Genomic DNA, 23,689 nt, shown 5'->3' with positions numbered 1-23,689 from the left:
ATGTTTTCCAAATTCTTTATCGACCGGCCTGTGTTTGCGGCTGTGTTGTCGATTTTCATCATGCTGGCAGGTTTGGCCGCCATGCGTGGTTTGCCAATTGCCCAGTACCCTGAAATTGCACCGCCTGTGGTGCAAGTTCGTGCTATTTACCCCGGTGCATCTGCAGAGGTGATTGCAAGCACTGTGGCAGCGCCAATTGAAAACGCCATCAACGGTGTGGAAGACATGATGTACATGAGTTCAACTTCGGCCAGCAGTGGCGTGGTTGAAATCATGGTGACGTTCGAGATTGGCACCGACCCAGACCAGGCTGCGCTGAACGTGAACAATCGCGTGAAGCAAGTGGAAAATATTCTGCCGCAAGAAGTGCGCAGGCAGGGCGTGACGGTCAACAAGGGCTCGTCCTCGTTCTTGCAAGTGTTGGCGTTTTATTCTGAAGATGGCAGGTTCGATGACTTTTACACCTCGAATTACGTAACCCTGAATGTGCTGGACCGCATCAAGCGAATTCCTGGCACCACCAACGTGCAAATTTTTGGGGCGAAAGACTACGCCATGCGCGTTTGGATCAAGCCCGACCGCATGGCCCAGCTGAAACTGACTGCAGGCGACATTGCCGCCGCATTGAATGAACAAAACGCGCAGTTTGCAGCCGGCAAGGTGGGCCAGGCGCCCACGAATAACGGTCAAGAGTTGGTGTACACCATTACCACGCAAGGCCGCTTGCAAGAGGTAGCAGAATTCGAGAATGTGCTGATTCGGGTGAATGAAGACGGGTCGTCCTTGCGCTTGAAAGATGTTGCCCGCGTGGAACTTGGATCGAAAGATTACGACTTCACCGGCCGCATCAACGGCAAGCCTGCCACGCTGGTGGGCGTGTTCTTGCAGCCGGGTGCCAACGCGCTTGAAGTGGCGCAAACCGTGAAAGGCACTGTCGATGAAATTGCTGCCGATTTTCCGGAAGGGCTGGATTACGCTGTGCCCTACGACACCACCCGCTTTGTGGAAGTGTCGATTCGGGAAGTTGTGAAAACCCTGATTGAAGCGATGATTTTGGTGTTCATCGTGGTGTATGTGTTTTTGCAAAACTGGCGCGCTACCTTGATACCAATTTTGGCGGTACCGGTTTCATTGCTGGGCGCGTTTGCTGGCCTGTATGTGCTGGGTTATTCCATCAACACCTTGACGCTTTTCGGCATGGTGCTGGCCATTGGTATTGTGGTCGACGATGCCATTGTGGTGCTGGAAAACGTTGAGCGGATTATGCATGAAGAGGGCTTGGGCGCGCGCAAAGCGGCAATCAAGGCCATGCAGGAAGTAACAGGGCCAGTGATTGCGATTGTGTTGGTGCTCTCGGCGGTGTTTATTCCAATTGGCTTCCTGGGTGGGCTGACTGGCGAGCTGTACCGGCAATTTGCGATCACGATTGCGATTGCGGTGATTGTTTCCGGCATTGTGGCGCTTACGCTGACGCCCGCTTTGTGTGTATTGCTGCTGAAGCATGAGCACAAAAAACCGGGCAAGTTTTTCACCTGGTTTAATGACTGGTTTGGCCGCGTTACCACCAAATATGTAGGTGGCGTGAAGTTCATCAGCATGCGCCCCGCCATTGGCATTGGCTTGTTTCTGGTGATGCTGGTGGTGACCGCCGGCTTGTTTAAAGCCACACCCGGTTCGCTGGTACCCGATGAAGACCAGGGCTACTTTATTGCTGCAGTATTTCTGCCCGATGGCGCAACCTTGCAGCGCACCGACAAAGTGGTGGCCGAAGTGGTGGATGCGGTGGCCGCCAACCCAGCCAACGAGTATTCAGTGGCATTCACGGGTTTCGACTTTTTGGGCGGCAGCTTTAAAAACAACGCCGCAACCATGTTTGTAACCCAGCGCCATTGGGACGACCGCGAGGCCGTGACCACTGATTTGGTGGGTGAGTTGTTTGGCCGCACTGCGGGCATTCAGGAAGGTTTGGTGTTGGCCTTTGCCCCACCACCCATTTTCGGTTTGGGCAATGCCGGTGGTTTTGAGTTTTATATTCAAAACCGGGGTGAAGGCGGGCCTGCAGAACTGGCGAAAGTCATGAATGCATTCATTGCCAAAGCCAATTCCGACCCACGTTTGGCGGGCGTGCAAACCCTGTGGCGCCCAGGCACCCCGCAGTTGTATGTAGACGTCGACCGCGAACGTGCGCGCGCCATGGGCGTGAACATCAATGAAGTGTTCGACACCTTGTCTGCAAGCTTGGGTACTTACTATGTGAACGACTTCAACAAGTTTGGCCGTACCTGGCAGGTGTTGATGTCGGCCGATGCGCAATACCGCAAAAGCCCAACCGACATTGGCAATATGTATGTGCGTTCCAACAAAGGCGAGATGATCCCGATTTCAGCCTTTGCAAAAGTAGAGTTTTCGCAAGGTCCGGAAACTTTAGAGCGTTTTAACAATCTACCAGCGGTGAAGTTGCTGGGAAGCGGCGCGCCCGGTGTAAGTTCAGGCGAGGCCATTCAAGCGATTGAAGACATTGCGGCAGAGGTATTGCCCAATGATTTCAGCTACGATTTTTCCGGTGCTTCATTTCAGGAAAAACGTTCAGCAGGTTCATCCAGCTTTGCGCTTGTTTTGGGGGCACTCATGGTGTTCCTGATTCTGGCAGCTCAATATGAAAAGTGGACTTTGCCGTTTTCGGTGTTGCTGGCCATGCCATTTGGTCTGTTCGGTGCATTGTTGGCGGTGTGGATGCGCGACATGACCAATGACGTGTACTTCCAGATTGGTTTGGTTACCCTGCTGGGCTTGGCCGCGAAGAATGCAATCTTGATTGTGGAATTCGCGGTGCTGAAGCGCGAGGAAGGCATGAGCGCTCTGGAGGCTTCACTGGAAGCGGCCCGTTTGCGCTTCCGCCCAATCTTGATGACCTCGTTTGCGTTTATTCTGGGCGTTGTTCCGCTGGCGTTTTCCAGCGGTGCGGGTGCCGGTGCGCGGGCAGCAGTAGGTACTGGCGTGATGGGTGGCATGACTGCCGCCACGCTGTTGGCCATTTTCTTTGTGCCCCTGTTTTACCGCTTGATTGATCGCGGTGAAAAAGGTGGACGACACCATGGTGATGAAGAGGAAGCAAATGATTCATCCAATCAAAATTCAACAAACAAAGGGGGCGAGCATGTTTAAAGCCCTGCCGAAAACTGCCATCGCAATGGGATTGGCACTTACACTTTCGGGTTGTGCATCCAGCATTCCTTTGCTGGAAAAATTCCAGGGCAAACCCGAGCAGCCCATGCAGGTGGAAGTGCCCGAGAACGCCAAGGGCGTTGGCATCGACACGGTTCAAAATGAAGCCTGGTGGTTGTTGTTGGGCGACAAAACCTTGACCACGTTGGTTGAGCAAGCCCTGCAAAACAACACCGATGTGCGCTTGGCCAATGAGCGATTGAATGAAGCGGGTGCTGCGCTGGGTATTGCCAAGTCGCAACAGTGGCCTTCAATTTTTGGCCAGTTCACCACGGGCCGCAATCGCCCTTCACAGGCTGGAAATGTGCCCGTGTTTGGCGGCCAAAATGTGTATGAGAACCAACAGTTGGGCATCGGTGCTACCTGGGAACTTGACCTGTGGGGCCGAATCGGCGCACTGGAAGATGCAGCACGTGCCGGCTTCATGCAGCAGGGTTACAACGTGCGGGGCGTGCGCTTAAGTGTGGCGGCCACAACGGCGTCGCTGTACACCCAGGTGCGCGTATTGGGCCTGCAAGTGAAGGTGCTTGAGCAAACGCTGGAAAGCCGTGATTCAGCCTACAAACTGGCCAAACAGCGCTACGACGTGGGCTTGAGCAATGAACTGCAATTGCGCCAAACCGAAGCCGAGCTGTTGGCTGTGCGCGCGCAACTACCAGACACCCGCGAACAATTGGCCCGTGCGCAAAACGCGCTGGCTGTGGTGGTGGGTGGCAACATGCCCGAACTGCCTGCTTTGGCGGTTGACAACCTGCAACTCACCAAGCTGTTTATTTTGCCCGAAGACACACCTTCAGAATTGTTGTTGCGTCGACCTGATCTGGCTGCTGCCGAACAGCAATTGCTGGCTGGAGAAGCCAACTTGGAAGCAGCCCGCAAAGCGTTTTTCCCTACCATCGGTTTGAGTGCATTTGGTGGCCGTGAAAGTGCAGATTTGAGCGACTTGTTCAGTGGTCCAGCGCGCATTTGGAGTTTTCAGACCCAAATTACCCAACCGATTTTTCAGGCAGGTCGCCTGTTTGATGAACGGGATGGCGCGGTGGCACGCCGCAACCAATCAGTGTTGCAGTACGAGGCTGGTATTCGCACCGCATTCCAGGAAATTTACGACGCCATTGTGGCGCAGCGTGAAGCCCGCGAGCGCTTGCAGGCCCGCCAGGAACAAGTTCAAACCCTGACCCAGGTGGTACGCTTGGCGCAATTGCGCGTCGACAATGGCGTGGCCAATCAGCTTGAGCTGCTGGACGCGCAACGCAATTTGCTGAATGCACAGCTCAGTTGGGCGTCTGCATGGCAAAGCCAGCAAGGTGCCACGCTGGCCATGATTCGTGCGTTGGGCGGTGGCTTTGATGCCGAGCAAGTGGCCTTTAAGGAGTAATGTGCCTGTGATATAACCACATTGGGTTAACCCATGGCATTTACAAAAACTTAAAGTCAAGGAGCAGGAGATGGCAGGTTATTTTGAGTTGAGCAACAGCAGCGACGGCCAGTTTCGGTTTGTTTTGAAGGCAGGCAATCACGAAACCATATTGACCAGCGAACTTTACAAAACCAAAGCTGCTGCGCAAAACGGCATTGAATCGGTTCAGAAAAACTGCGGAGATGCTCCACGGTATGACAAGAAAGTGGCTGCCAATGGCAAGCACCATTTCAACTTGAAAGCTGCCAACCACCAGGTGATTGGCTCCAGCCAGTTGTACGCATCGGAGGCGGCTTGCGACAACGGGATTGAATCGGTGAAAACCAATGGCAAGACCACTACTGTGAAGGATTCGACGAGTTAATTTTTAAGCCCACACAATTAGCTTCGGTTTTTGTGTGGGCCTATGCTTTATTTGATGTAGCTGTTTTTTGACAGTTTCATTATGCGTGTTATGAGCGCACTGGCAGACTCCTTAGCCATCGCTTCATCGACTTCGAACTTAAGTCTTCCAAATTTCAAATCCATTATTTTTTTTGCACGAATATTAACTTGAAATTCATTTTTTGACGCATTCTGAAAAGCTTTTATCGCATTTTCCGCCTCTTGTCGCGTCTCAAAAATTTCACTGATCAAAATTATTTCGTGAACATGATTGTGTAAGGTGAACTTGAATCGGTCGTCAATTGTTTTTGCCAACGAGAAGTACCCGGAATGTTCTGATTTTTCTAAGGGAGCTGAAATGTATTCTTTAGATCTATCATGCAACATTTCTCGCGAGTTCCCTCCGGAGGGACCGGAATCTCCTCGTGCCTTAGCCAGCAAATGAAGCCCTTCTTCAACAGGTGTTTGCTTGCCTCGCATGGCACGAACCTGGAATCGGGTTTCAGCATCAAACTCTGCCAACATCAGCGTAGTCATTTCATCAATTAGCGCATTCAAAGGTGTGCCACGCGCCTTGGCTAGCGCCTTCAGTCGAGCATGTTTTTCATCAGATAGGCGCACAGTTAAAGCAGCCATTCAAACCTCCTGCAAAAGCTGGTTTGGGGTCAGAATTCTCAAATTACCAAAGAACAATTCAGTCCTTTTAAAGTCCTTGATATTCTGGGTCACGATTGCTTCCGCATTACCAGCAATCGCAAGTTCAATTAAATGATTGTCTGCTTCATCACGAAGGTTAGGCCGCCAATTGAAATAAATTTTCTGAAGGTTACATTTCGAAAAAAACAAATTCAAAAGCGTATTTCTCTCGTCGTGGTTTAAGCGGCTTGATTTGAATAAGTTTTGCCTGGATAACACGGCTTCGAACTCATTGATCAAGGCGGTTCCAATCAAAGGGCGAACCTTCTCAAGAAGTACAGCCTCGATCACTCGTGTGCTGTCGCCATTGCCAAGGCAAGCTGAAATAAAAACATTGGTATCGATAACAACAATCATGGTAAATGGTAGCATTTTTGACACCACAATACATGTTTGGTTTCAGTAGAACAAATCCCCTATCCGTTCTGTCACTTCCCGGTTATGATCAAACCATGACATCAAAGAATGTCATCTAGACTAAAACGCCGGAGACCGATCATGACCGCCACCACCACTGCCCGTAGAAAGCCTGCGCGTGCTGCATCCAATACCGACACGGTACTGAAGCAGCGCAATGTGAAGTTTGACTGGTCGGAAACGCCCATAGACTGGCTTCCCAACGAGCCCTATTCCAGTTACTTCATCAATGAAATCAACCTGATTTTGCCAGCAGGTGAATTCTGGTTTTGTCGTCTGTACAACAAGGCCTTGCCGCTGGTCAGCGACGAAAAACTGAAAGAAGATGTGCGCGGTTTCATCAAACAGGAAGCCATGCATGCGCGCGGCCACAGCTCGGCCACTGAAGAATATTTGGCAGCGCGGGGCATTAAAACCGAGCGCAATCAAAAACTGATGAAGTGGCTTTTTGATGTGGTGCTTGATGACAAACCCTTCGGAAAGAAGGTACCGGCCCTGCTGGAGCGCCGCTGGTTGTTGGCCCGCCTGGGCCTGGTGGCCACCATCGAACACATGACTTGCGTGTTGGGCATGTATGCACTGGAAAACAAAAAGTGGGATGAAATCAATGCCGACCAAGTGATGCTTGACTTGATACGCTGGCACGGCGCCGAGGAAGTCGAGCACCGCAGCGTGGCCTTCGATTTGTACAAACACCTGGGTGGCGATTACCTGTCGCGTTATTACATGGCCGCAATCGTGGTGCCCATGATCATCGGTTTGTGGGTGGATGGTGCCGCCAATATTGCCGGGCAAGACCCGCGCTTTGCCAAGAAAAAACCAACGGTGTACAAACCCTGGATGTGGGTGGAATGGTTCAAGAGTTCCCGCAAGGGTTTGCTGCCCAACCCACTGTGGTTGGTGATGCAGCAATTGCCTTATTTCAGCCCATGGTACGATCCCTCCAAAGAGGGTTCTACTGAATTGGCCCAAGCCTATTTGAACCAGTCCCCGGCTGCCATGGCGGCCAGTACGATTGCGGCAAACCTGAAGGAGGCCGCTTAACTTTTGCGAGGATTCATGTCCACACACAGCACAAACAAACCGGTAGTTTTGGACAATGTTGAACAGTGTGTGGATGAAATCCTTCAGCGGCTCGGCAAGCAGATTAGAGTGGGTTTGCCTTTGGGTTTGGGTAAACCGCCTGAACTGATCAACGCCTTGTACCTGCGCGCAAAGGCCGACCCGTCAATTGATTTGACGATTCTTACGGCATTGTCACTAGAAAAGCCTGTGCCAGGTTCCGACACAGAAGCCGCTTTCCTGAAACCCTTTGTGGAACGCGTTTGGGGCGATTGCCCCGACCTGCTGTATGCCGTCGATGCAACAAATGGCAAGTTGCCTGGCAACATAAAGGTGCACGAGTTTTTCTTCAAGCCGGGCAGTCGCATGGGTAATGTGGATGCCCAGCAAAATTATGTCAGCACCAACTACACCACAGCAGCGCGCGATATTTTCCACATGGGCTGCAACCTGGCCATGCAGGCGGTGTGCAAACCCGATGAAGGCGAAGCCACGCATTATTCCCTGAGTTGCAACCCCGATACATCGATAGAACTGGTGCGCATGCTGAGGCAAAGTGGCCGTGGCCACATGGTGGTGGGGGTTGTGAACCAGCGCTTGCCCTACATGGGCCACAGTGCAGAAGTACCTTGTGAAGAATTCGACGTGGTGGTGGACCACCCCCGGTATTCCACCACACTGTTTTCCACGCCGAAATTGCCAGTGGGGCTGGCTGATTATGCCTTGGGTTTTTACACCAGTGCGTTGATTAAAGACGGCGGCACTTTGCAGGTGGGCATTGGTGCCTTGGGCGATGCAGTTGTGCATGCGTTGCACCTGCGGCACACCCAAAATGCGAATTACCAAAGTGTACTAAAAGCCTTGAACTGGGGCGAGGCAAGCTACAAACTGGCTGAACAAATCGGTGGAAATACCCCGTTCGAAAACGGCTTGTATGGTGCCACCGAAATGTTTGTGGATGGTTTTTTGCACTTGATGCAAGCCGGGGTGCTGAAACGCAAGGTTTACGATCACTGGGCTTTGCAACGGTTGATCAACCAAGGCGGGCTTGACCCCGCCAAGCCCACTTCCGCAGTGTGGGAAAACCTGGTTGAGCTGGGCGTTCGTGAAATTACCCCTGACGATCTTGCCGTGTTCAAACACCACGGGCTGTTGCAGAACAATGTGCTGATGGATGGCGTGTGGCTGGTGTTGCCCAACGGACAACGTGTTTTGGCCAATCTGGCTGACCCGAATACACTGTACGCTTTGGCGCAGAATAGTCTGGGTTCACCGTTAAAAGGCGGCACGGTGCTGCATGCCGGGTTTTTTCTGGGCCCCACGGCCATGTATTCAGCATTGAAAAACATGCCGCAAGACGAGCGCGATGCCATTCACATGCTGGGTGTAGAGCATGTGAATCAACTGGATTTGAACCACACCCTGTACAACGAACAACGCACGCACGCACGGTTTGTAAACACCGGTATTTTGGCCACGCTGGGCGGTGCGGTGGTGTCAGATGGCCTAGCTGATGGCCGCGTTATTTCCGGCGTGGGCGGGCAATACAATTTCGTATCGATGGCGCACAAGCTACCCACCGGGCGCAGTATTTTGATGATTCGCGCCGTGCGCGAGAATGAACAAGGTGGCAAAGCAACCAGCAATATTGTGTTCAGTTACGGGCACTGCACAATTCCCCGCCACTTGCGCGACATCGTAGTGACCGAATACGGCATCGCCGATTTGCGGGGCAAATCAGATTCCGTTGTGGCCAAAGCGCTGCTTGAAATTGCGGATTCACGGTTTCAGGCCGAGCTGTTGAAGCAAGCCAAAGAAGCAGGAAAAATTGAACCTGATTATCAAATTCCTGCCGCGTTTCAAAGCAACACCCCTGCCAACTTGGCTGCCCGGTTGGACTCACCGGAGAAAGAGGGTTTTTTGCCTGCATTCCCGCTGGGCTGCGACTTCACCGAGCAAGAATGGATGCTGGCCCAGGCCCTGAAGGACGTAAAAACCCTGGCGGCCACCACGCCCAAATGGAAGTTGTTACTGAAGGCTTTGATGGCGGGCAGCCCACCTGCATCGGCTCAACCGTATTTGGCGCGAATGGAGCTGACCGAAACCCATGGTTTACAAGCCAAGGTGGTGCGCGCACTGTTGGTGGAGCAGTTAAAAATTCAAGGTGCCCTGGGTTAGGCATTGCAACTTTCCCCAGCTTGCCGAGTCTAGGTACAAGTGATATGTTGCGGTCTATGACAAAAGTGGTAAGAACCCTTCTACTGTGGATGATGTTGTTTGCGTTGCCTGTTCAAGGCATGGCGCAGGCAAGCATGTTCGCATGCCATTTGCAGGGGGATAGTTCCGCTGAGTCTGTATCCATGCTGAATCACAGCGACATGGACCACGGAAGCATGGATCACAGCATGCACGCCACCGACGACACCGACCCTGATTCAGCCAAGAAGCTGATGAAGTCGCTACACGGTTGTTGCAACTGCGCCCCTACCTGCGCGGTGGTTTTATTGCCCGTGGCTCAAGCCAGTTTTGGTGCTGTTCAACACGACATACTTCACCCCATTTCAGCCCCTCAAATTCCCCATTCAGCCGACACGCGCCGAATAGACCGACCGCCAAAAACACTCGCAATTTGATTCGTGGGCACTGAGCGGGCTAAAACCTGCACGTGCCCTGTGTATTGAACAATTGCGAGGACCTATGAAGTTCCATTATTTAGTCGCGTTGCCCTTGTTGGGCGTGGCTTTGCCCGTCCACAGCGAAACAGCAGCGCAAACATTTGAATACCAATCGGCGTTTGAGGGCTACCAGGCCTATTCCGATCCTGAAATTCAAAACTGGCCCAAGGTGAACAGGCTGGTTGAAGAAATTGGTGGTTGGCGCGTGTACGCCCGCGAACCTTATGAAAGCAAAGCGGAAAACAACTCGGACAACCCAGAAAAGGGTGCTGCACCCACCGGTGCCGCCAATCCACCTGCCGCCAAGCCGCATCAACACGGAGGCGCCCAATGAACGCGCCGATTGTGTTGAAAAAAACAGCCATCGCTTTTGCGGTGCTTGTGTTGGCGGGTTGTGCGTCGGTGAATATCAATGAGTCAGTCGAGCAAACCAATCAGGAATTGAATGGTTTTACCGATGGCAAGCTGAGCCTTGTTCAAACCGACGAACAGCGCCAAGCCATGGCTACCAAAGCAAGCGAAATACTGAAAGAGCCGCTGAGCCAACCCGCTGCTGTGGAACTGATGTTGACCAACAGCCCGCAGTTTCAAACTGTATTGGCTGAAAACTGGGCACAGGCTTCCCAAGCCGCGCAAAGCGGGCGATTGCACAACCCGGTGTTTGTATTTGAACGAGTGCGTTTCAAAGACGAGGTGGAAATTGGGCGTTTGCTCAAGTTTGGCCTGCTTGATCTGTTAAGCCTGCCTGCCCGTCAAGGCATTGCTCGCAGTCAAATTGATCGAGCCCAGTTGCAGTTAACCAGCAGTGTGGTGGACCAGGTAACTCAAGTACGACAGGCTTGGGTAGACGCAGTGGCTGCCAAACAGGCACACACCTACGCCCAACAGGTGTTTGAAAGTGCACAAACCAGCGCCGAACTGGCCCGCCGCATGCAGGAAGTGGGCAACTTCACTCGCTTGCAGCGTGCACGTCAGCAAAGCTTTTATGCCGATGCTGCCTTGAACCTGGCCGCCACGCGCCACAAGGCAACCGCCGCCCGTGAAAACCTGGTGCGCATGTTGGGCTTGAACACAGAGCAAACCATGCAACTGAAGTTGCCTGACCGGCTGCCCGATTTGCCAGATGCGCCCAAGGCCCCGGCCGAAGTCGCCAAACAAGGCGAAGAACGCCTGGATGTACGCATGGCCAAGCAAGGTTTTGACACCAGTGCCAAGGCGCAAGGGCTGGGCAATATTGCCAGTTTCCTTGACCTTGAAGGCGCAGTTCGTTACGACACCGTATTTGACAATGGCAGTGGCGAACGCGCCAACAAAAAGGGTTGGGAGCTTGAATTGCGCCTGCCAATTTTTGATTGGGGTGGTATGAAGCGTGATGCCTTCAATGCCAATACCCTGGCGGCAGCCAACCGGCTTGAATCAACACTGCGCAGCGCGCAGTCTACCTTGCGTGAAAGCTATTCCGCCTACCGCACCACCTATGACATTGCACGCCACTATCGCGATGAAATTGTGCCCTTGAAACAAACCATTGCCGATGAAAACTTGCTGCGCTACAACGGCATGTTCATTGGCGTGTTTGAGTTGCTGGCAGACAGCCGCGACCAGGTGAATACCGTGGTTCAGGCCATCAATGCGCAAGCTGATTTTTGGCGGGCCGATGCGGCTTTGCAGGCCACTGTGGTTGGCAAACCCGTGCTGGTGTCGGTCAGTGGTGCAGCGGCAAGTGCTGGCGGCGACGCCGGCGGTGGCCACTAAATAAAAGGATATTGAACATGACTTCCAGACGAGAATTTTCCAGACGAGAGTTTTTTAAGGCCGCCGCACTAACAGGCGGCGCAGTGGCAGCAGCCAGTGTCAGCAAAGTGGCCATGAGCGCTTTGCCTGAACCCATTTTGCAAACATCACCCGACACCATGCCCCCCTTGGTGCCCAACACCGGCCGGCCCTACAACCCCGTGGTTACCTTGAACGGTTGGACATTGCCCTGGCGTATGAACAACGGCGTAAAGGAATTCCACTTGGTGGCTGAACCAGTTTTGCGTGAAATGGCACCGGGCATGACGGCCCACTTGTGGGGCTACAACGGCCAAAGCCCTGGCCCCACAATTGAAGTGGTGGAAGGCGACCGAGTGCGAATTTTCGTGACCAACAAACTGCCAGAGCACACCAGCATTCACTGGCACGGCCAGCGTTTGCCCAATGGAATGGACGGTGTAACTGGTTTGAACCAGCCGGGTATTCCGGCGGGCAAAACCTTTGTGTATGAGTTCGAAGCGCGCAGGCCCGGTACCTTCATGTACCACCCGCATGCGGACGAAATGGTGCAAATGGCCATGGGCATGATGGGCTTTTGGGTCACGCACCCAAAAAACAAGAACCCGTTGATCAGCGAAGTAGACCGCGATTACTGCTTCTTGCTGAACGCCTATGACATTGATCCTGGTGCTTACACACCCAAAATCATGACAATGCTGGACTTCAATTTGTGGACCTGGAACAGCCGCCTGTTCCCCGGCATTTCGCCTCTGGTGGCACGCCAGAATGACCGCGTGCGTTTGCGTGTTGGCAACCTGACCATGACCAATCACCCCATTCACATTCACGGCCATGAATTTGAGGTAACGGGCACCGATGGTGGCCCCACGCCGAAGAATTCACGCTGGCCTGAGGTGACCGTGGACATTGCGGTGGGGCAAATGCGGCAAATGGAATTCATCGCCAATGAGGAAGGCGATTGGGCGTTCCACTGCCACAAAAGCCACCACACCATGAATGCCATGGGCCACGATGTGCCCACCATGATTGGCGTGGACCACAGGGGCATGACCAAGAAAATCACCAACCTGATTCCCGACTACATGGCCATGGGTGAACGCGGCATGGCCGACATGGCTGAAATGCAAATGCCGCTGCCCGACAACACCATTCCCATGATGACTGGCGATGGGCCTTTCGGGTCGGTGGAAATGGGTGGCATGTTCAGCATGATCAAGGTGCGCAAAGACCAAAAGCCCGGCGATTATTCAGACCCTGGTTGGTACAAACACCCAGAGGGCACAGTGGCATATGAATTCACAGGTGAACTGGCCAAACCGGCGCGCAGCAGCAACGCAGGGCAGCCCAGCATGAAGTTGGCTCAGAAGCAGCAGCCGCACATTGAATTGCAGGTGCGTAAACCCACTGGCCATTCCGGTCATTAATAAATTGTTGTAAAGGAATGTAAATGTTGAAATTATCTGGAATCGTATTGGCCTGTGCTGCGTTAACTGTAGGTATGGGCAATGTTGCGTTCGCCCATGGCGAAAAGAAAAGTGGCAGCGCTGCGGTTGTGAAAGAACAAACCGATTGGGGCATTGCTGGCGATGCCGTCAATGTAGTGCGCACCATTGATGTGAGCATGGGCGACGACATGCGGTTCAAGCCAGGCAAGCTGGAAGTAAAAGAAGGCGAAACCATACGTTTTCGCGTGAAGAACACCGGCAAGCTGCTGCATGAATTTGTGATTGGAACGAAAGCAGAGAATGCCAAGCATGCAGAGTTGATGCTGAAATTCCCTGGAATGGAGCATGACGAGCCGTACATGGCCCATGTGAATGCAGGGGAGGCAGGTGAAATCATCTGGACTTTCAACCGGGCGGGCAATTTCGAGTTTGCCTGTCTGATTGCAGGTCATTTTCAGGCGGGCATGGTGGGCACAATCACCGTGGTAGCCCAATAATTTTTGAGATTTTTGAAGGGGAAGTAATCATGAAAAATACATTAAAAACCAGTGCCTTGCTGTTGGCTTTGTTGGGTTCAAGTGCCGTGTATGCTGGCAACCACGCAGGCGGGCACAGCCACGATCATGGCAGTGTTAAAGAAGCGAAGGAAGCCATGGCCGCTAACACTGAAATGGCCGACGGCGAAATTCGCAAAATCAATAAAAACACGGGCAAAATCACAGTGAAGCACGGCGAAATCAAAAGTGTTGAAATGCCACCCATGACCATGGTGTTTGGTGTGGCCGACAAAGCCATGCTGGAAGGTTTGAAAGAAGGCGACAAGGTGAAGTTCAACGTGAAGCAGGAAGGGTCGAACTACACCGTGACTGAAATCAAGAAAGCACAGTAAAAGCTTAATTTTACCGATAAGAAATCAGGCCATTGGGTTTGGTGGCAAACGCCTCCAGCCCATTGGCTTGGTCTGCCAACACGCCCGCAATTTCGCCTTCGAAATGCGCCTGTTCGTTAAAACTCGACAGGCTGATTCCGCGTTGCCCAAACAACAATTTGCTCACGCTGCAATTGGTGATCATCCAGTTCAAACTGAATGCATTGGCATCCGGCAGTTGAAGCAGGTTTTGTGCGACCACCGTGATTGGTCCGCCGGAAGTAAACACCACCACATTGGCAGAACTTGAACTTGAATTCGAAGCAGTGCTTTGCCGAAGTTGCATGGCCTGCGCGGTAACGGAACCCAAACCAGCCATGACCCGTGTTTTAAATGTGGCCCAGCTTTCCGGGTAATCAGCATCGTGTTGACCACTAACCCAGCGTGCAATGGCTTTCTCGAAAATTTGCTGAAAGGCTTTGCGTGGGTCGGCGTTCTGCATCACCTGTTTTTCAAATGCATCTGATTCATCGTATTGGCCGATCAGTGCTTGCAAAATGGCTTCATGGTCGTACTCGTTCAAACCGGCATGCTGCACCGGTTCCTTAAATACGCCGTAGGTGCTGGCAAAGGCCTGTGCGGTTTGCAGATGCCTGTTCATGCTGCCACTGAAAAAGCCGTGTAGTCTAATTTTGCGTGCCTTGAACCATGCGCCCAGTTGTGCAGCTTGCAACTGTCCAAGCTCAGAAAGTTGATCGTAATCGGCACTGTCAAAACTGGCTTGGCCGTGGCGCACCAAATAAATTGTTCCCATGCGTATTAACCTAATTTTTTGATCAACGATTTGCAGCGCCAATCGAAGTAATTCACCATAATCCAGAAGTTTTTGAACGCTGGGTTGCGGGTTTGCTTGTGGTGGTAGCGGTAATAAATTTGCTGTGCAATTACGGCAATTCTAAACAGGCCAAACACTTCATAGAAAGTCCAGTTGTCGGTCTGCATGCCAGTTTTCTTCAGGTAGTAATCCACCATTTCTTGACGGGTCAGCATGCCGGGCAAGTTCGATGGTTGGCGTTGCAGCATTTTCATCAAGAAATTGTCGTCGCCTTGCACCCAGTAGGTAATTACACTGCCCAGGTCCATCAAGGGGTCGCCCACTGTGGCCAATTCCCAGTCCAGCGCACCTATAATTTCTGTCGGGTTACTTGGGTTTAACACCACATTATCAAGCCGCCAGTCGTTGTGAATCATGCACAGCTTCACGTCTTCGGGGCAGTTGGTATTCAACCATTGGCGCACTTTTTTGAATGAACTCACGTTCCAGGTTTTGGCTTTGTCATAACGCTGGTTCCACCCGTCCAGTTGGCGGCGTGTGTAACCACGGCCTTTGCTCAAAACATCCAACCCACTGCTTTGAATGTCGATTTGGTGAAGCTCGATGAAGCGGTCCAGAAAGTTGGTGCTCAATTCACGTGCTTGTTCTTTGCTCAGAGAAACACCGCGCGGCATGTGCTTGCGCGGAATAATGCCTTCAATGCGGTGCATCACATAAAATTCGCTGCCAATCAACGATTCATCGGCACAATGGCCCACCATATTCGGCACATAAGGGTACACGGGTTTTAACAGGCTTTGAATGCGAAACTCGCGGCCCATGTCGTGTGCACCTTTGGCTTTGGTGCCCTTGGGTGGGCGGCGCAAAATCAAGTCCGCTTCCGGGTATTTCAAGCGGTAAGTCCAGTTTGACGCACCACCGGAAAACTGCGTGAGTTCGGGTGTGTCGCTCAGTGTTAAACCTTGCGTACGCAACCAGCCTGTGACCACATCGGTGTTCAGTTCCTCGCCTTTCCGAACCGATGAGCCTGTATCAAGCACGGAATCAGTCATTACTTGAAACCCCGCTTCATCATTTCAATGCGGGCAATCACGCCTTTGTGCACCTCGTCCGGGCCATCGGCCAGGCGCAGGCTACGCGCCTGAATGTAGAAGCCGGAAAGCGGCGTGTCGCGGCTAACACCTGCGCCACCGTGCATTTGAATCGCCATGTCCACCACCTGTTCAAGCACATTGGGTGCCACCACCTTGATGGCCGCAATCTCGGTCATGGCGCCCAGCGCGCCGACCTGGTCCAGTTTCCATGCTGCATACAGGGTCAACAAGCGGGCTTGGTCAATCGCCAAGCGCGCTTCGGCCACGCGTTCGCGATTGCCGCCCAAATTAATCAGCGGTTTGCCAAAAGCAACGCGGGAAATGCCGCGCTTGATCATCAAATCCAGCGACTCTTCGGCGGCGCCAATACAGCGCATGCAGTGGTGAATGCGGCCTGGTCCCAGTCGACCTTGCGCAATCTCGAAGCCTTTGCCCAAACCAGCAATTACATTACTTAATGGCACACGCACATTGTTGAATTCCACTTCGCCGTGGCCGTGCGGTTCATCGTAAGTGCCGAACACGGGCAACATGCGTTTTATGGTGACTCCAGGCGTGTTCAAGGGCACCAGCACCATGGTGTGCTGGTGGTGGCGGTCTGCATCGGCATTTTCAGTGCGGGCCATCACGATTGAAATTTTTGCGCGTGGGTCGCCAATGCCGCTGCTCCACCACTTGGTGCCATTAATCACTACTTCATCACCTTCCAGTGTGGCGGTGGCTTGCATATTGGTGGCGTCGCTGCTGGCCACATCAGGTTCAGTCATGCAAAATACTGATCGAATTTCTCCAGCAAGCAGAGGCTCAAGCCATTCTTTTTTTTGTGCTTCGCTGCCGTATTTCCACAGCACTTCCATGTTGCCGGTGTCGGGCGCGTTGCAGTTGAACACTTCAGGGGCCATCAGGCTGCGACCGGTTTCTTCGGCCACCAGCGCATATTCCATGGTGCTTAGTCCTGCACCCAGTGTGTCGTCGGGCAGAAACATATTCCACAAACCTGCTTCGCGTGCCTTGCTTTTCAAGGCTTCCATTTCGGGTGGAATGCGCCAGTTCACCCATTCACGGCCATTGCACTGGGCTTCAATTTTGTCCCAGTAAGCCGCCTCAAGCGGGGCAATTTCGTTTTTCATGAAGGCGCGAACGCGCTTTACAAAGTCTTGCGCTTTTGCGCTGGGCTCAAAATTCACAGCTTGTCTCCTGAATGTTTTTGAGGTTCGGCTTGTTTCCTCCGATATCATCCATGCTATCGGAAAAGATAAGGTGTCAACAACATGCAAGCTTTGGGCAAACTTTTGATTGCGGCAGTTTTGCTGCCCCTGCTGATCATTGGCGGTGTATTGGTGTTTGGTACTACCAAAGCCGAGCCCGTGGCCTGGAACCCGCCACCCATGCCCAGCCTGACATCGGGCCCATACGCCAACAACGATCTGTTGAAAGATGCACAAGTGTTTGGCACCTACAACCTGCTGCAACCCGAGTCGATTGCACCCGGGCCAGATGGCCTGCTGTACACCGGCATGAACACAGGCGAAATTGTTCGGTTTGATCCTGAAAAAATGCAGGTTCTTGATGGCCCACAAAAGAGCCCGCAAACCACTCCTTTCGATTTGATTTCAAATACCAAGGGGCGCCCATTGGGCATGGTGTTTCACCCCGAAGGGTTCCTGGTGGTTGCAGACGCAATCAAGGGTTTGTTGAAAGTAAGCCTGCAAGGTGAAACTACAGTGCTTTCCACAGAATCAGAGGGTTTGCCTTTCAGGTTTGTGGACGATGTTGCGGTAAGTGCTGATGGCCGATACGCCTACTTTTCCGATGCGTCCAGCAAGTTCGATTTGAACAATTATGTACTGGATGTGCTTGAACATGCAGGCAACGGCCGCTTGTTGCAATACGACTTTCAAACCGGTGAAACCAAAACCTTGCTCAGTGGTTTGCAGTTCGCCAATGGCGTTACCTTGTCAAAAGAAGGCGATTATTTGTTGATGACCGAAACTGCTGATTACCAAATTATTCGGTACTGGCTAGAGGGCGACAAGGCGGGTACCAGCGATGTGTTCATCGACAGTTTGCCCGGCTTTCCAGACAACATTCGCACCGATGCCGATGGCAATTACTGGCTGGCCATTCCCAGCCTTCGCGACCCTTTGCTGGACTCACTGGCCGACAAACCGGCATTGCGCAAAGCCATGGCCAAGTTACTGAATCATGTCGAGTTTCCCATCAAACCCCATGCGATGGCCTTGGCCATTAACCCGCAAGGCACTGTAATCGCTAACCTGCAGGCGCAAAAGGCCGGTGATTATTATTACTACATCACGCAGGTCACGCCGTTTAATGGCAAACTGTATTTTGGTTCCGTACACATCAATGGGGTGGCAACTATTTCCAACCCCTTGGGTCAGTGATGTATTAATGACATAGGAGTGTGTTCGATGACAAAATCCACAACCAAGGCTTCAATCAAGGTCTCAACCAAGAAGCCAGACATGCCTTCCATCAACATCGGTATTCCCGATGCCAAGCGCGCCGCAATTGCGCAGGCTTTAAGCCGCTTGTTGGCAGAAACTTATACCCTTTACCTGACCACCCACAATTTCCACTGGAATGTGACGGGCAAAATGTTTAATACCCTGCACACCATGTTCATGGGTCAGTACACCGAAATGTGGAATGCAGTGGACCCCATTGCTGAGCGCATTCGCGCGTTGGGTTTTCATGCACCGGGTTCGTATGCCGAGTTTGCCAAGTTAAGCACCTTGAAAGACGCGCCCGCCAAGCCACCCAAGGCCATGGAAATGGTGGAAATTCTGGCCAAAGGCCATGAGGCCATCGCCCGCACTGCACGTGAAATTTTTCCGATCATTGAGGCTGGTGATGATCAACCATCAGCAGACTTGTTGACGCAACGTATGGACATTCACGAGAAAACTGCCTGGATGCTGCGAGCGATGCTTGAGGATTGATTCAGCTTCTTCTCAAGTAACCCAGGCGGGGGGCAAGGCAGTATTTGCCCCTTTTTTTGCATCTGTTTTGCCTTGCAAAGAGTAGTGTTAACGTGACCGAAAAAAATTCTCCAGATCCGAGTGAGTTTGATTACGAGGCCGCTTTACTAGCGTGCGCGCGGGGCGAGAAATTCGCTTTGCAAGCCATTTATGCCCGAGACAGCCGTTGGTTGTTCGCAGTGGCATACCGAATCGTAAAGCGTCGTGAATTGGCCGAAGAGGTGCTTCATGATGCCATGGTCAAAGTATGGAATCGCTCGCGACTTTATTCCCCAGCGTTGGGGTCAGCCCGAGGATGGGTGTACACGGTGGTGCGCAATCAGGCGTTAAATTCAGTGCGCAAACGCATGATGGAGGTGTCTTCCGAAGACCACGATGTGCCGGAATTGTCGACCACCGACAATCAGGAGCTCGCCCAGGAAGCAGACAAACTGAGTGCTTGCCTTGGCAAATTGGATGAAACCAAACGCAATGCCATTGTGCTTGCATTCGTAGATGGTTATACACACGAGCAGATTGCTCAACGACTGGATTCGCCGCTGGGCAGCGTCAAAAGCTGGATACGGCGCGGATTATTGAAATTGAAGGAGTGTTTGTCATGACAGAGACACAGGCAGAAGCCCGAATTATCGAGGCTGGCGAGTACGTGCTCGGCGTAATGACAGACGCCGAGCGTTTCGACTTCGAGCAGCGCTTAAGTCAAGAACCCGAGTTGGCCTTGGAAGTAAAAAGCTGGACTGAACACTTCGCTGCCATGTCGCAAAAGCTTGACCAAGAGCCGGTGAACCCGCGCGTATGGGCCAAGGTGGACCAATCAGTTGCCAAGGCCAATACTGCAGGCAACGCATCGCCATTGGCATGGTTGTGGAAAGGTTGGGCTGTGGCTGCCAGTGCGGCCGTGGTGGTGTTGGGTGTTCAATTGCTGGGCGCTAGCCAAGGCGCAAGCGATGCACCCCGTTATGTGGCCGTAATGAAAAGCCCGGACAAAACCACTGAATGGCTTGTTGAGGCCATGGCAGACGACACCATTCGTGTGTACCAAATCGGCAATTTGCCCATTGAAGGCAACCCCGCCAACATGGGCAAAACCTTGCAGTTGTGGACTAAGGCACCCAATGACCCAGCGCCTACATCACTGGGTTTGATGGAGTGGGGCAAGCCCATGGTGGTGCGTGCTGACAAGCTGCCCGATCTGGTTGAAAAACAGTTGTTCGAAGTTACGCTGGAACCTGCCGGTGGCTCGCCTTTGGGCAATCAGCCATCGGGTGAAATCATGTTTATTGGCAATGCGGTGGCGTTGAAATAGTTTATCAATTGAATCATATTGTCAAAATTGCATCCAAAAAGCCTACTTTGGAGTTGCTTGATGATTAGGAGCTATTTGCCCCTACGTATTTGGTAACTTCAGAGGGATACAACATGTCTTTTAAAAATAAAACGATCACAATTGCAATCTCGGCAACTCTGCTGGGCGGCTGTTTTCTGGACGACGACAACTCAATTGTTGCAGCACCGGACGAAGCCGATGTGCTTCTGATCACTGATGACAACCGGCTAATTGGGTTCAATCGCACTGCACCAGCCACGATTTTGAAGAACGCGGCTCTAACTGGTTTTGTCGATGCCAATACTGAAGAAGTTGTTGGCATGGATCTGCGCCCCAGAAACAGCACGGTTTATGTTCTGACCAAACAGGACATGACCAACACCGGTCGCCTTTACACCTTGAACGAAGACACCAACACATTGACGCTCGTTGGGACAAATCTGGGAGTGGCTTTGAGCGGCGCATCATTTGGTGTGGACTTCAATGCCCAGGTAGATGGCCTGCGCGTAATTAGTGATCAAGGTCAGAACCTTGTGGTTAACCCCACTGCTGGCACAGCCACTGCTTTCACTGCACTGAGTGGCTCCTCAGTCGACGGAGACGCTGCTGCATACACCAACAGTTTTGACGGTACCCTGAACGTGCGCATGTTCAACATTGATGCTGCGCGCAACAAGCTGGTACGCCAAGGCACTGCTGCCCGCGCATTCAATGCTGGCGTAACCGAAGATGTGGCCAGTTTGGTCACTTTGCCGATGGGCGCAACGATTGAGTCTGATGTAGCTTTTGATATCGACGGTTTCAACAACCTCGGTTACGCCATCATGACAATTGGCGGTACCACCAAATTCTACGAAATCGATATCCCCTTTGATGCCGATGGTACAGAAGCCGCCGTGCTTCCCATCCCAGAAAACCCTATGTCCCTCAACCCTTTGGCTGCCGTGGAATTGGGAACGCTTAATTTATCGGATGTGGTTGTGGGCATGACACTGTTGCCACGTGGTGCTGACCTGGCACCTGTAGTGGTGGGTTTGAATGGTGACCCGGCAGGAATGGGTACCCAGTCTTTGGCATCTGTACCAGCGAGGACTCCCAACGTGGCGCCCGAAGTGGCCGACATTACCGGTCTGGAAGCCGGTGAGCGCGTGCTGTCAATTGATTTCCGTCCGTTCGATCGTAAAATTTACGCTTTGACCAGCGAAGCCAACATTTACACAATTGACCGTGAAACCGGTGAAGCAACTTTGGTTGTGGCCATCGCGAATCCTGTCGGCCAAGCCATTCGGGATGGCGTCGCTGCAATGGCGCCAAACACGAAAGCTTACAGCATCGACTTCAACACCACGGTTGCCGCTTCCGCTACTTTTGATGCCCTACGTATCATCGGTGCGACGGAAACTGGTGCAGCAACGAATAACTACCGTATTCCTGGTGTTCGACTGGATGCAGACAATGCAATGGCCGGCGTGGCAGCAACGGATCCTGACGTTCGCTTTGCACCGGCAGAAGTTCCAGCTGTTGACTTCGGGCTTTACGGGATTGCCTATGCCAACAGCGTGACCCGCCCAGCACGCCCAGCCGGAGCGCCGGCTCGTGTAATTCCAGCTCCACGATTGATCGTTTCGGATGCAACCAGCAACCGCTTGCTTGAACTTTTCAATTTGCCCGTTAACGCTGATCCGATGATGGGTGAGGTTGTGACTGCTGGCAACTACAGTGGTTTGAAGAACCTGCGTACACCTTTGAGCAATGTCTCTAACGGTGCAACCCCGCCAGTTGGTGTTGATCAGGCAGCATTCAACGACTTGAGCGGTTTGGATATTTTCGGTGGTGATAACGGCCTTCGTTACTTGGTCGCCAGATCGATGAACAGCGGCCCATACTCGGTGTTCAATGTGAACATTACACAGGGTTCTGTTGCTCCGGTGTTGACTACTGTTGGTCAGTTTGGAACTGGCACCACCGACACAGCCGCTTTGTTTGACATCACGATCGCAAACTAAGTCAACTGTTCAGCTTTACAAATGAAAAACGGGCCAGCTTTTCTGGCCCGTTTTTTTGGTTTATCAAGATTGGGTTGTCTACGATACCTGCGCTTTCGCTTTCAAACCTTCCAAATTCAGAATTTCAATATTGCCCCTTCCCAACTGCAGCAGACCGTCATGTTCCAGTTCTTTAAGCATCTGGTTCACGGTTTGGCGGGAAATGGAAAGCATGGCCGACAATTTCTCTTGTGACACATGCAGTGTGCGGGCACTGATGGTGCTGCTGTCAGACCGAATGCCGTAACCTTCGGCCATTTGAAGCAGCCTGCGCGCAAGGCGTGTGTGTGTGGGCAATAGCGCCGCGTCTTCAATGGCGCTAAAAATTAATCGCACTTTCTGGGTTAACAACAAACCAAATTCCCGCCAGTAGTTGGGGTTTTCTGCAATTAATTGGTCGAGCAAGGCTTGGCGTACATGAAGTATGGTGGCTGGACCGTCGGCCAGTGCGTCGTGCGTGCGCGGTTGACGGTCGAACAGGCAAATTTCGCCGAACCAGTCGGGCGAGTCGATCAGGGTCAAAATTACGTGTTTGTCGTCGGCACCATGTTTGCTGGCCCCCACAATCTGCACGGAACCGTTTAAAACGGCATACAGCCCGTCTGCGCAATCGCCCCGAGAAAACAGGCGTTGCCCGCTCTGAAATTGCCGCAGTACGCCCTGTTTTACCAAAGCCTGTTGAAGGTTGACCGGTAACTTGGCGAACCACCTACCCCGGTTCAATATTTGTTCAATGTGGTGTGTTTGCATTTTTTTTTAATGTCTCCTGCCTCTTAATCGTAAATTAGCATCAAATGTCAGGCAATTGACAGACCTTTCAGTGCTGATTTGTAACCATAAAGATTCAAAATCATACAATTACTGCACACGCCGTTTCAGGGAAATACGCATCATGAAAACATTGGTTGAACAGTTGGCCACGTACGCCACGTACCACCGCGACCCTCGCAATATCGCCACCCACTTCATTGGCGTTCCGATTATTGTGCTGTCGGTGTTGATTTTGCTCTCGCGAGTGTCTGTCGATGTGGCAGGTATCTCGGTTACACCGGCGCTGGCCGTGTTCATCCTATCCAGTCTGTTTTATTTCAAGCTTAGTCTGGTTTATGGTTTGGCAATGTTTCTTGTTCACGGCGCTTTGCTGATAGTCGCGGGGCACTTCGCAAGCCTTGGCACCGCCGCTTGGTTGAGTGCCGGTATTGGCATTTTTGTGGTGGGCTGGATTATTCAGTTCATCGGCCACTACTATGAAGGTCGCAAGCCCGCGTTTGTAGATGACATGATCGGTTTGGCGATCGGCCCCTTGTTCGTGGTGGCTGAATTGGGTTTCCTGGTCGGCTTGGGTAAGAAGACCCAAACGCAGGTAGAGGCGATTGCGGGGCCAGTGCGCCGCCGCGAGACAGCCAGCGCCTGAGTTT

Annotated in this window: 23 protein-coding genes; 17 read left to right on the top strand and 6 right to left on the bottom strand. The window is 52.4% G+C overall.

Translation table 11 applies throughout. The annotated features are described in order from the left end of the window. The 3 genes from NSP04_RS11225 (at position 1) to NSP04_RS11215 (ending at position 5,009) form a co-directional block, all read left to right on the top strand. Positions 1-3,165 (top strand): efflux RND transporter permease subunit, encoded by a 3,165-nt coding sequence (locus NSP04_RS11225; RefSeq protein WP_257512441.1) that lies wholly within the window; start codon positions 1-3, stop codon positions 3,163-3,165. Next, complete coding sequence (locus NSP04_RS11220; RefSeq protein ID WP_257512440.1) at positions 3,158-4,603, top strand: efflux transporter outer membrane subunit; 1,446 nt, start codon at positions 3,158-3,160, stop codon at positions 4,601-4,603. Before NSP04_RS11225 ends, NSP04_RS11220 begins: the two co-directional genes overlap by 8 nt. A 70-nt stretch (positions 4,604-4,673) precedes the next feature. Further along, complete coding sequence (locus NSP04_RS11215; protein WP_257512439.1) at positions 4,674-5,009, top strand: YegP family protein; 336 nt, start codon at positions 4,674-4,676, stop codon at positions 5,007-5,009. 47 nt (positions 5,010-5,056) lie between these two features. Here NSP04_RS11215 and NSP04_RS11210 read toward each other — a convergent pair whose 3' ends face one another. Both NSP04_RS11210 and NSP04_RS11205 read right to left on the bottom strand, forming a co-directional pair. Continuing rightward, positions 5,057-5,665: a YegP family protein gene (locus tag NSP04_RS11210; RefSeq protein WP_257512438.1), complete on the bottom strand. Its 609-nt coding sequence runs from the start codon at positions 5,663-5,665 to the stop codon at positions 5,057-5,059. Beyond that, a complete protein-coding gene (locus tag NSP04_RS11205) occupies positions 5,666-6,082 on the bottom strand; it encodes a putative toxin-antitoxin system toxin component, PIN family (RefSeq protein WP_257512437.1) in 417 nt (138 codons plus the stop codon). It lies immediately after the preceding gene. A 141-nt stretch (positions 6,083-6,223) separates the two neighbouring features. On the opposite strand from NSP04_RS11205, the gene NSP04_RS11200 reads away from it, so the two are divergent. From NSP04_RS11200 to NSP04_RS11165, 8 genes are all read left to right on the top strand, one after another. Beyond that, positions 6,224-7,186: a metal-dependent hydrolase gene (locus tag NSP04_RS11200; protein WP_257512436.1), complete on the top strand. Its 963-nt coding sequence runs from the start codon at positions 6,224-6,226 to the stop codon at positions 7,184-7,186. A 15-nt stretch (positions 7,187-7,201) separates the two neighbouring features. Continuing rightward, the gene (locus NSP04_RS11195; protein ID WP_257512435.1) at positions 7,202-9,382 is read left to right on the top strand and encodes an acetyl-CoA hydrolase/transferase C-terminal domain-containing protein; all 2,181 of its coding nucleotides are present in this window, start codon (positions 7,202-7,204) and stop codon (positions 9,380-9,382) included. A 56-nt stretch (positions 9,383-9,438) separates the two neighbouring features. After that, the gene (locus NSP04_RS11190) at positions 9,439-9,837 is read left to right on the top strand and encodes a hypothetical protein (protein ID WP_257512434.1); all 399 of its coding nucleotides are present in this window, start codon (positions 9,439-9,441) and stop codon (positions 9,835-9,837) included. Between the two features lie 64 nt (positions 9,838-9,901). Next, positions 9,902-10,213: a hypothetical protein gene (locus tag NSP04_RS11185; RefSeq protein WP_257512433.1), complete on the top strand. Its 312-nt coding sequence runs from the start codon at positions 9,902-9,904 to the stop codon at positions 10,211-10,213. Beyond that, positions 10,210-11,634 (top strand): TolC family protein, encoded by a 1,425-nt coding sequence (locus tag NSP04_RS11180; RefSeq protein ID WP_257512432.1) that lies wholly within the window; start codon positions 10,210-10,212, stop codon positions 11,632-11,634. Before NSP04_RS11185 ends, NSP04_RS11180 begins: the two co-directional genes overlap by 4 nt. A 17-nt stretch (positions 11,635-11,651) precedes the next feature. Next, positions 11,652-13,079: a multicopper oxidase family protein gene (locus NSP04_RS11175; RefSeq protein WP_257512431.1), complete on the top strand. Its 1,428-nt coding sequence runs from the start codon at positions 11,652-11,654 to the stop codon at positions 13,077-13,079. Positions 13,080-13,102: 23 nt separating this feature from the next. Next, positions 13,103-13,597 carry a cupredoxin domain-containing protein gene (locus NSP04_RS11170; protein WP_371825020.1) on the top strand — a complete coding sequence of 165 codons (495 nt, stop codon included), beginning with the start codon at positions 13,103-13,105 and terminating at the stop codon, positions 13,595-13,597. A gap of 29 nt (positions 13,598-13,626) precedes the next feature. Further along, positions 13,627-13,989, top strand: coding sequence for a copper-binding protein (locus tag NSP04_RS11165; RefSeq protein ID WP_257512430.1), 363 nt, complete (start codon positions 13,627-13,629; stop codon positions 13,987-13,989). A 10-nt stretch (positions 13,990-13,999) separates the two neighbouring features. Here NSP04_RS11165 and NSP04_RS11160 read toward each other — a convergent pair whose 3' ends face one another. From NSP04_RS11160 to NSP04_RS11150, 3 genes are read right to left on the bottom strand one after another with little or no spacing between them, the layout of a single operon-like run. Continuing rightward, positions 14,000-14,782: a histidine phosphatase family protein gene (locus tag NSP04_RS11160; protein WP_257512429.1), complete on the bottom strand. Its 783-nt coding sequence runs from the start codon at positions 14,780-14,782 to the stop codon at positions 14,000-14,002. Positions 14,783-14,787: 5 nt separating this feature from the next. After that, entirely contained in the window at positions 14,788-15,855 is a 1,068-nt protein-coding gene (locus tag NSP04_RS11155) for a phosphotransferase family protein (protein WP_257512428.1), read from the bottom strand. Beyond that, positions 15,855-17,084, bottom strand: a complete 1,230-nt coding sequence (locus tag NSP04_RS11150) for an acyl-CoA dehydrogenase family protein (RefSeq protein ID WP_257512427.1) — start codon at positions 17,082-17,084, stop codon at positions 15,855-15,857. The genes NSP04_RS11155 and NSP04_RS11150 overlap by 1 nt, the downstream gene beginning before the upstream one ends. Positions 17,085-17,168: 84 nt before the next feature. Here NSP04_RS11150 and NSP04_RS11145 point away from each other — a divergent pair, with 84 nt between their 5' ends. From NSP04_RS11145 to NSP04_RS11125, 5 genes are all read left to right on the top strand, one after another. Beyond that, a complete protein-coding gene (locus NSP04_RS11145) occupies positions 17,169-18,302 on the top strand; it encodes an SMP-30/gluconolactonase/LRE family protein (RefSeq protein WP_257512426.1) in 1,134 nt (377 codons plus the stop codon). A 27-nt stretch (positions 18,303-18,329) separates the two neighbouring features. Continuing rightward, positions 18,330-18,860 (top strand): Dps family protein, encoded by a 531-nt coding sequence (locus NSP04_RS11140; RefSeq protein WP_306815338.1) that lies wholly within the window; start codon positions 18,330-18,332, stop codon positions 18,858-18,860. 92 nt (positions 18,861-18,952) lie between these two features. Next, positions 18,953-19,501, top strand: coding sequence for a sigma-70 family RNA polymerase sigma factor (locus NSP04_RS11135; protein ID WP_257512425.1), 549 nt, complete (start codon positions 18,953-18,955; stop codon positions 19,499-19,501). Then, on the top strand, positions 19,498-20,205 hold the full coding sequence (locus NSP04_RS11130) for an anti-sigma factor (RefSeq protein WP_257512424.1): 708 nt from the start codon (positions 19,498-19,500) through the stop codon (positions 20,203-20,205). Before NSP04_RS11135 ends, NSP04_RS11130 begins: the two co-directional genes overlap by 4 nt. 113 nt (positions 20,206-20,318) lie before the next feature. After that, entirely contained in the window at positions 20,319-22,232 is a 1,914-nt protein-coding gene (locus NSP04_RS11125; protein WP_257512423.1) for a DUF4394 domain-containing protein, read from the top strand. Positions 22,233-22,310: 78 nt separating this feature from the next. On the opposite strand, the gene NSP04_RS11120 is transcribed toward NSP04_RS11125, so the two are convergent. Next, the gene (locus tag NSP04_RS11120) at positions 22,311-23,021 is read right to left on the bottom strand and encodes a Crp/Fnr family transcriptional regulator (RefSeq protein ID WP_257512422.1); all 711 of its coding nucleotides are present in this window, start codon (positions 23,019-23,021) and stop codon (positions 22,311-22,313) included. A gap of 142 nt (positions 23,022-23,163) precedes the next feature. On the opposite strand from NSP04_RS11120, the gene NSP04_RS11115 reads away from it, so the two are divergent. Further along, entirely contained in the window at positions 23,164-23,685 is a 522-nt protein-coding gene (locus NSP04_RS11115; RefSeq protein ID WP_257512421.1) for an Mpo1 family 2-hydroxy fatty acid dioxygenase, read from the top strand. Positions 23,686-23,689: the final 4 nt, after the last annotated feature.

Source organism: Limnobacter parvus (genome assembly GCF_024623725.1).
Classification (GTDB): domain Bacteria; phylum Pseudomonadota; class Gammaproteobacteria; order Burkholderiales; family Burkholderiaceae_B; genus Limnobacter; species Limnobacter parvus.
The sequence above is the reverse complement of the archived record's forward strand: the minus strand, read 5'-3'. Positions and strand labels throughout refer to the sequence as shown.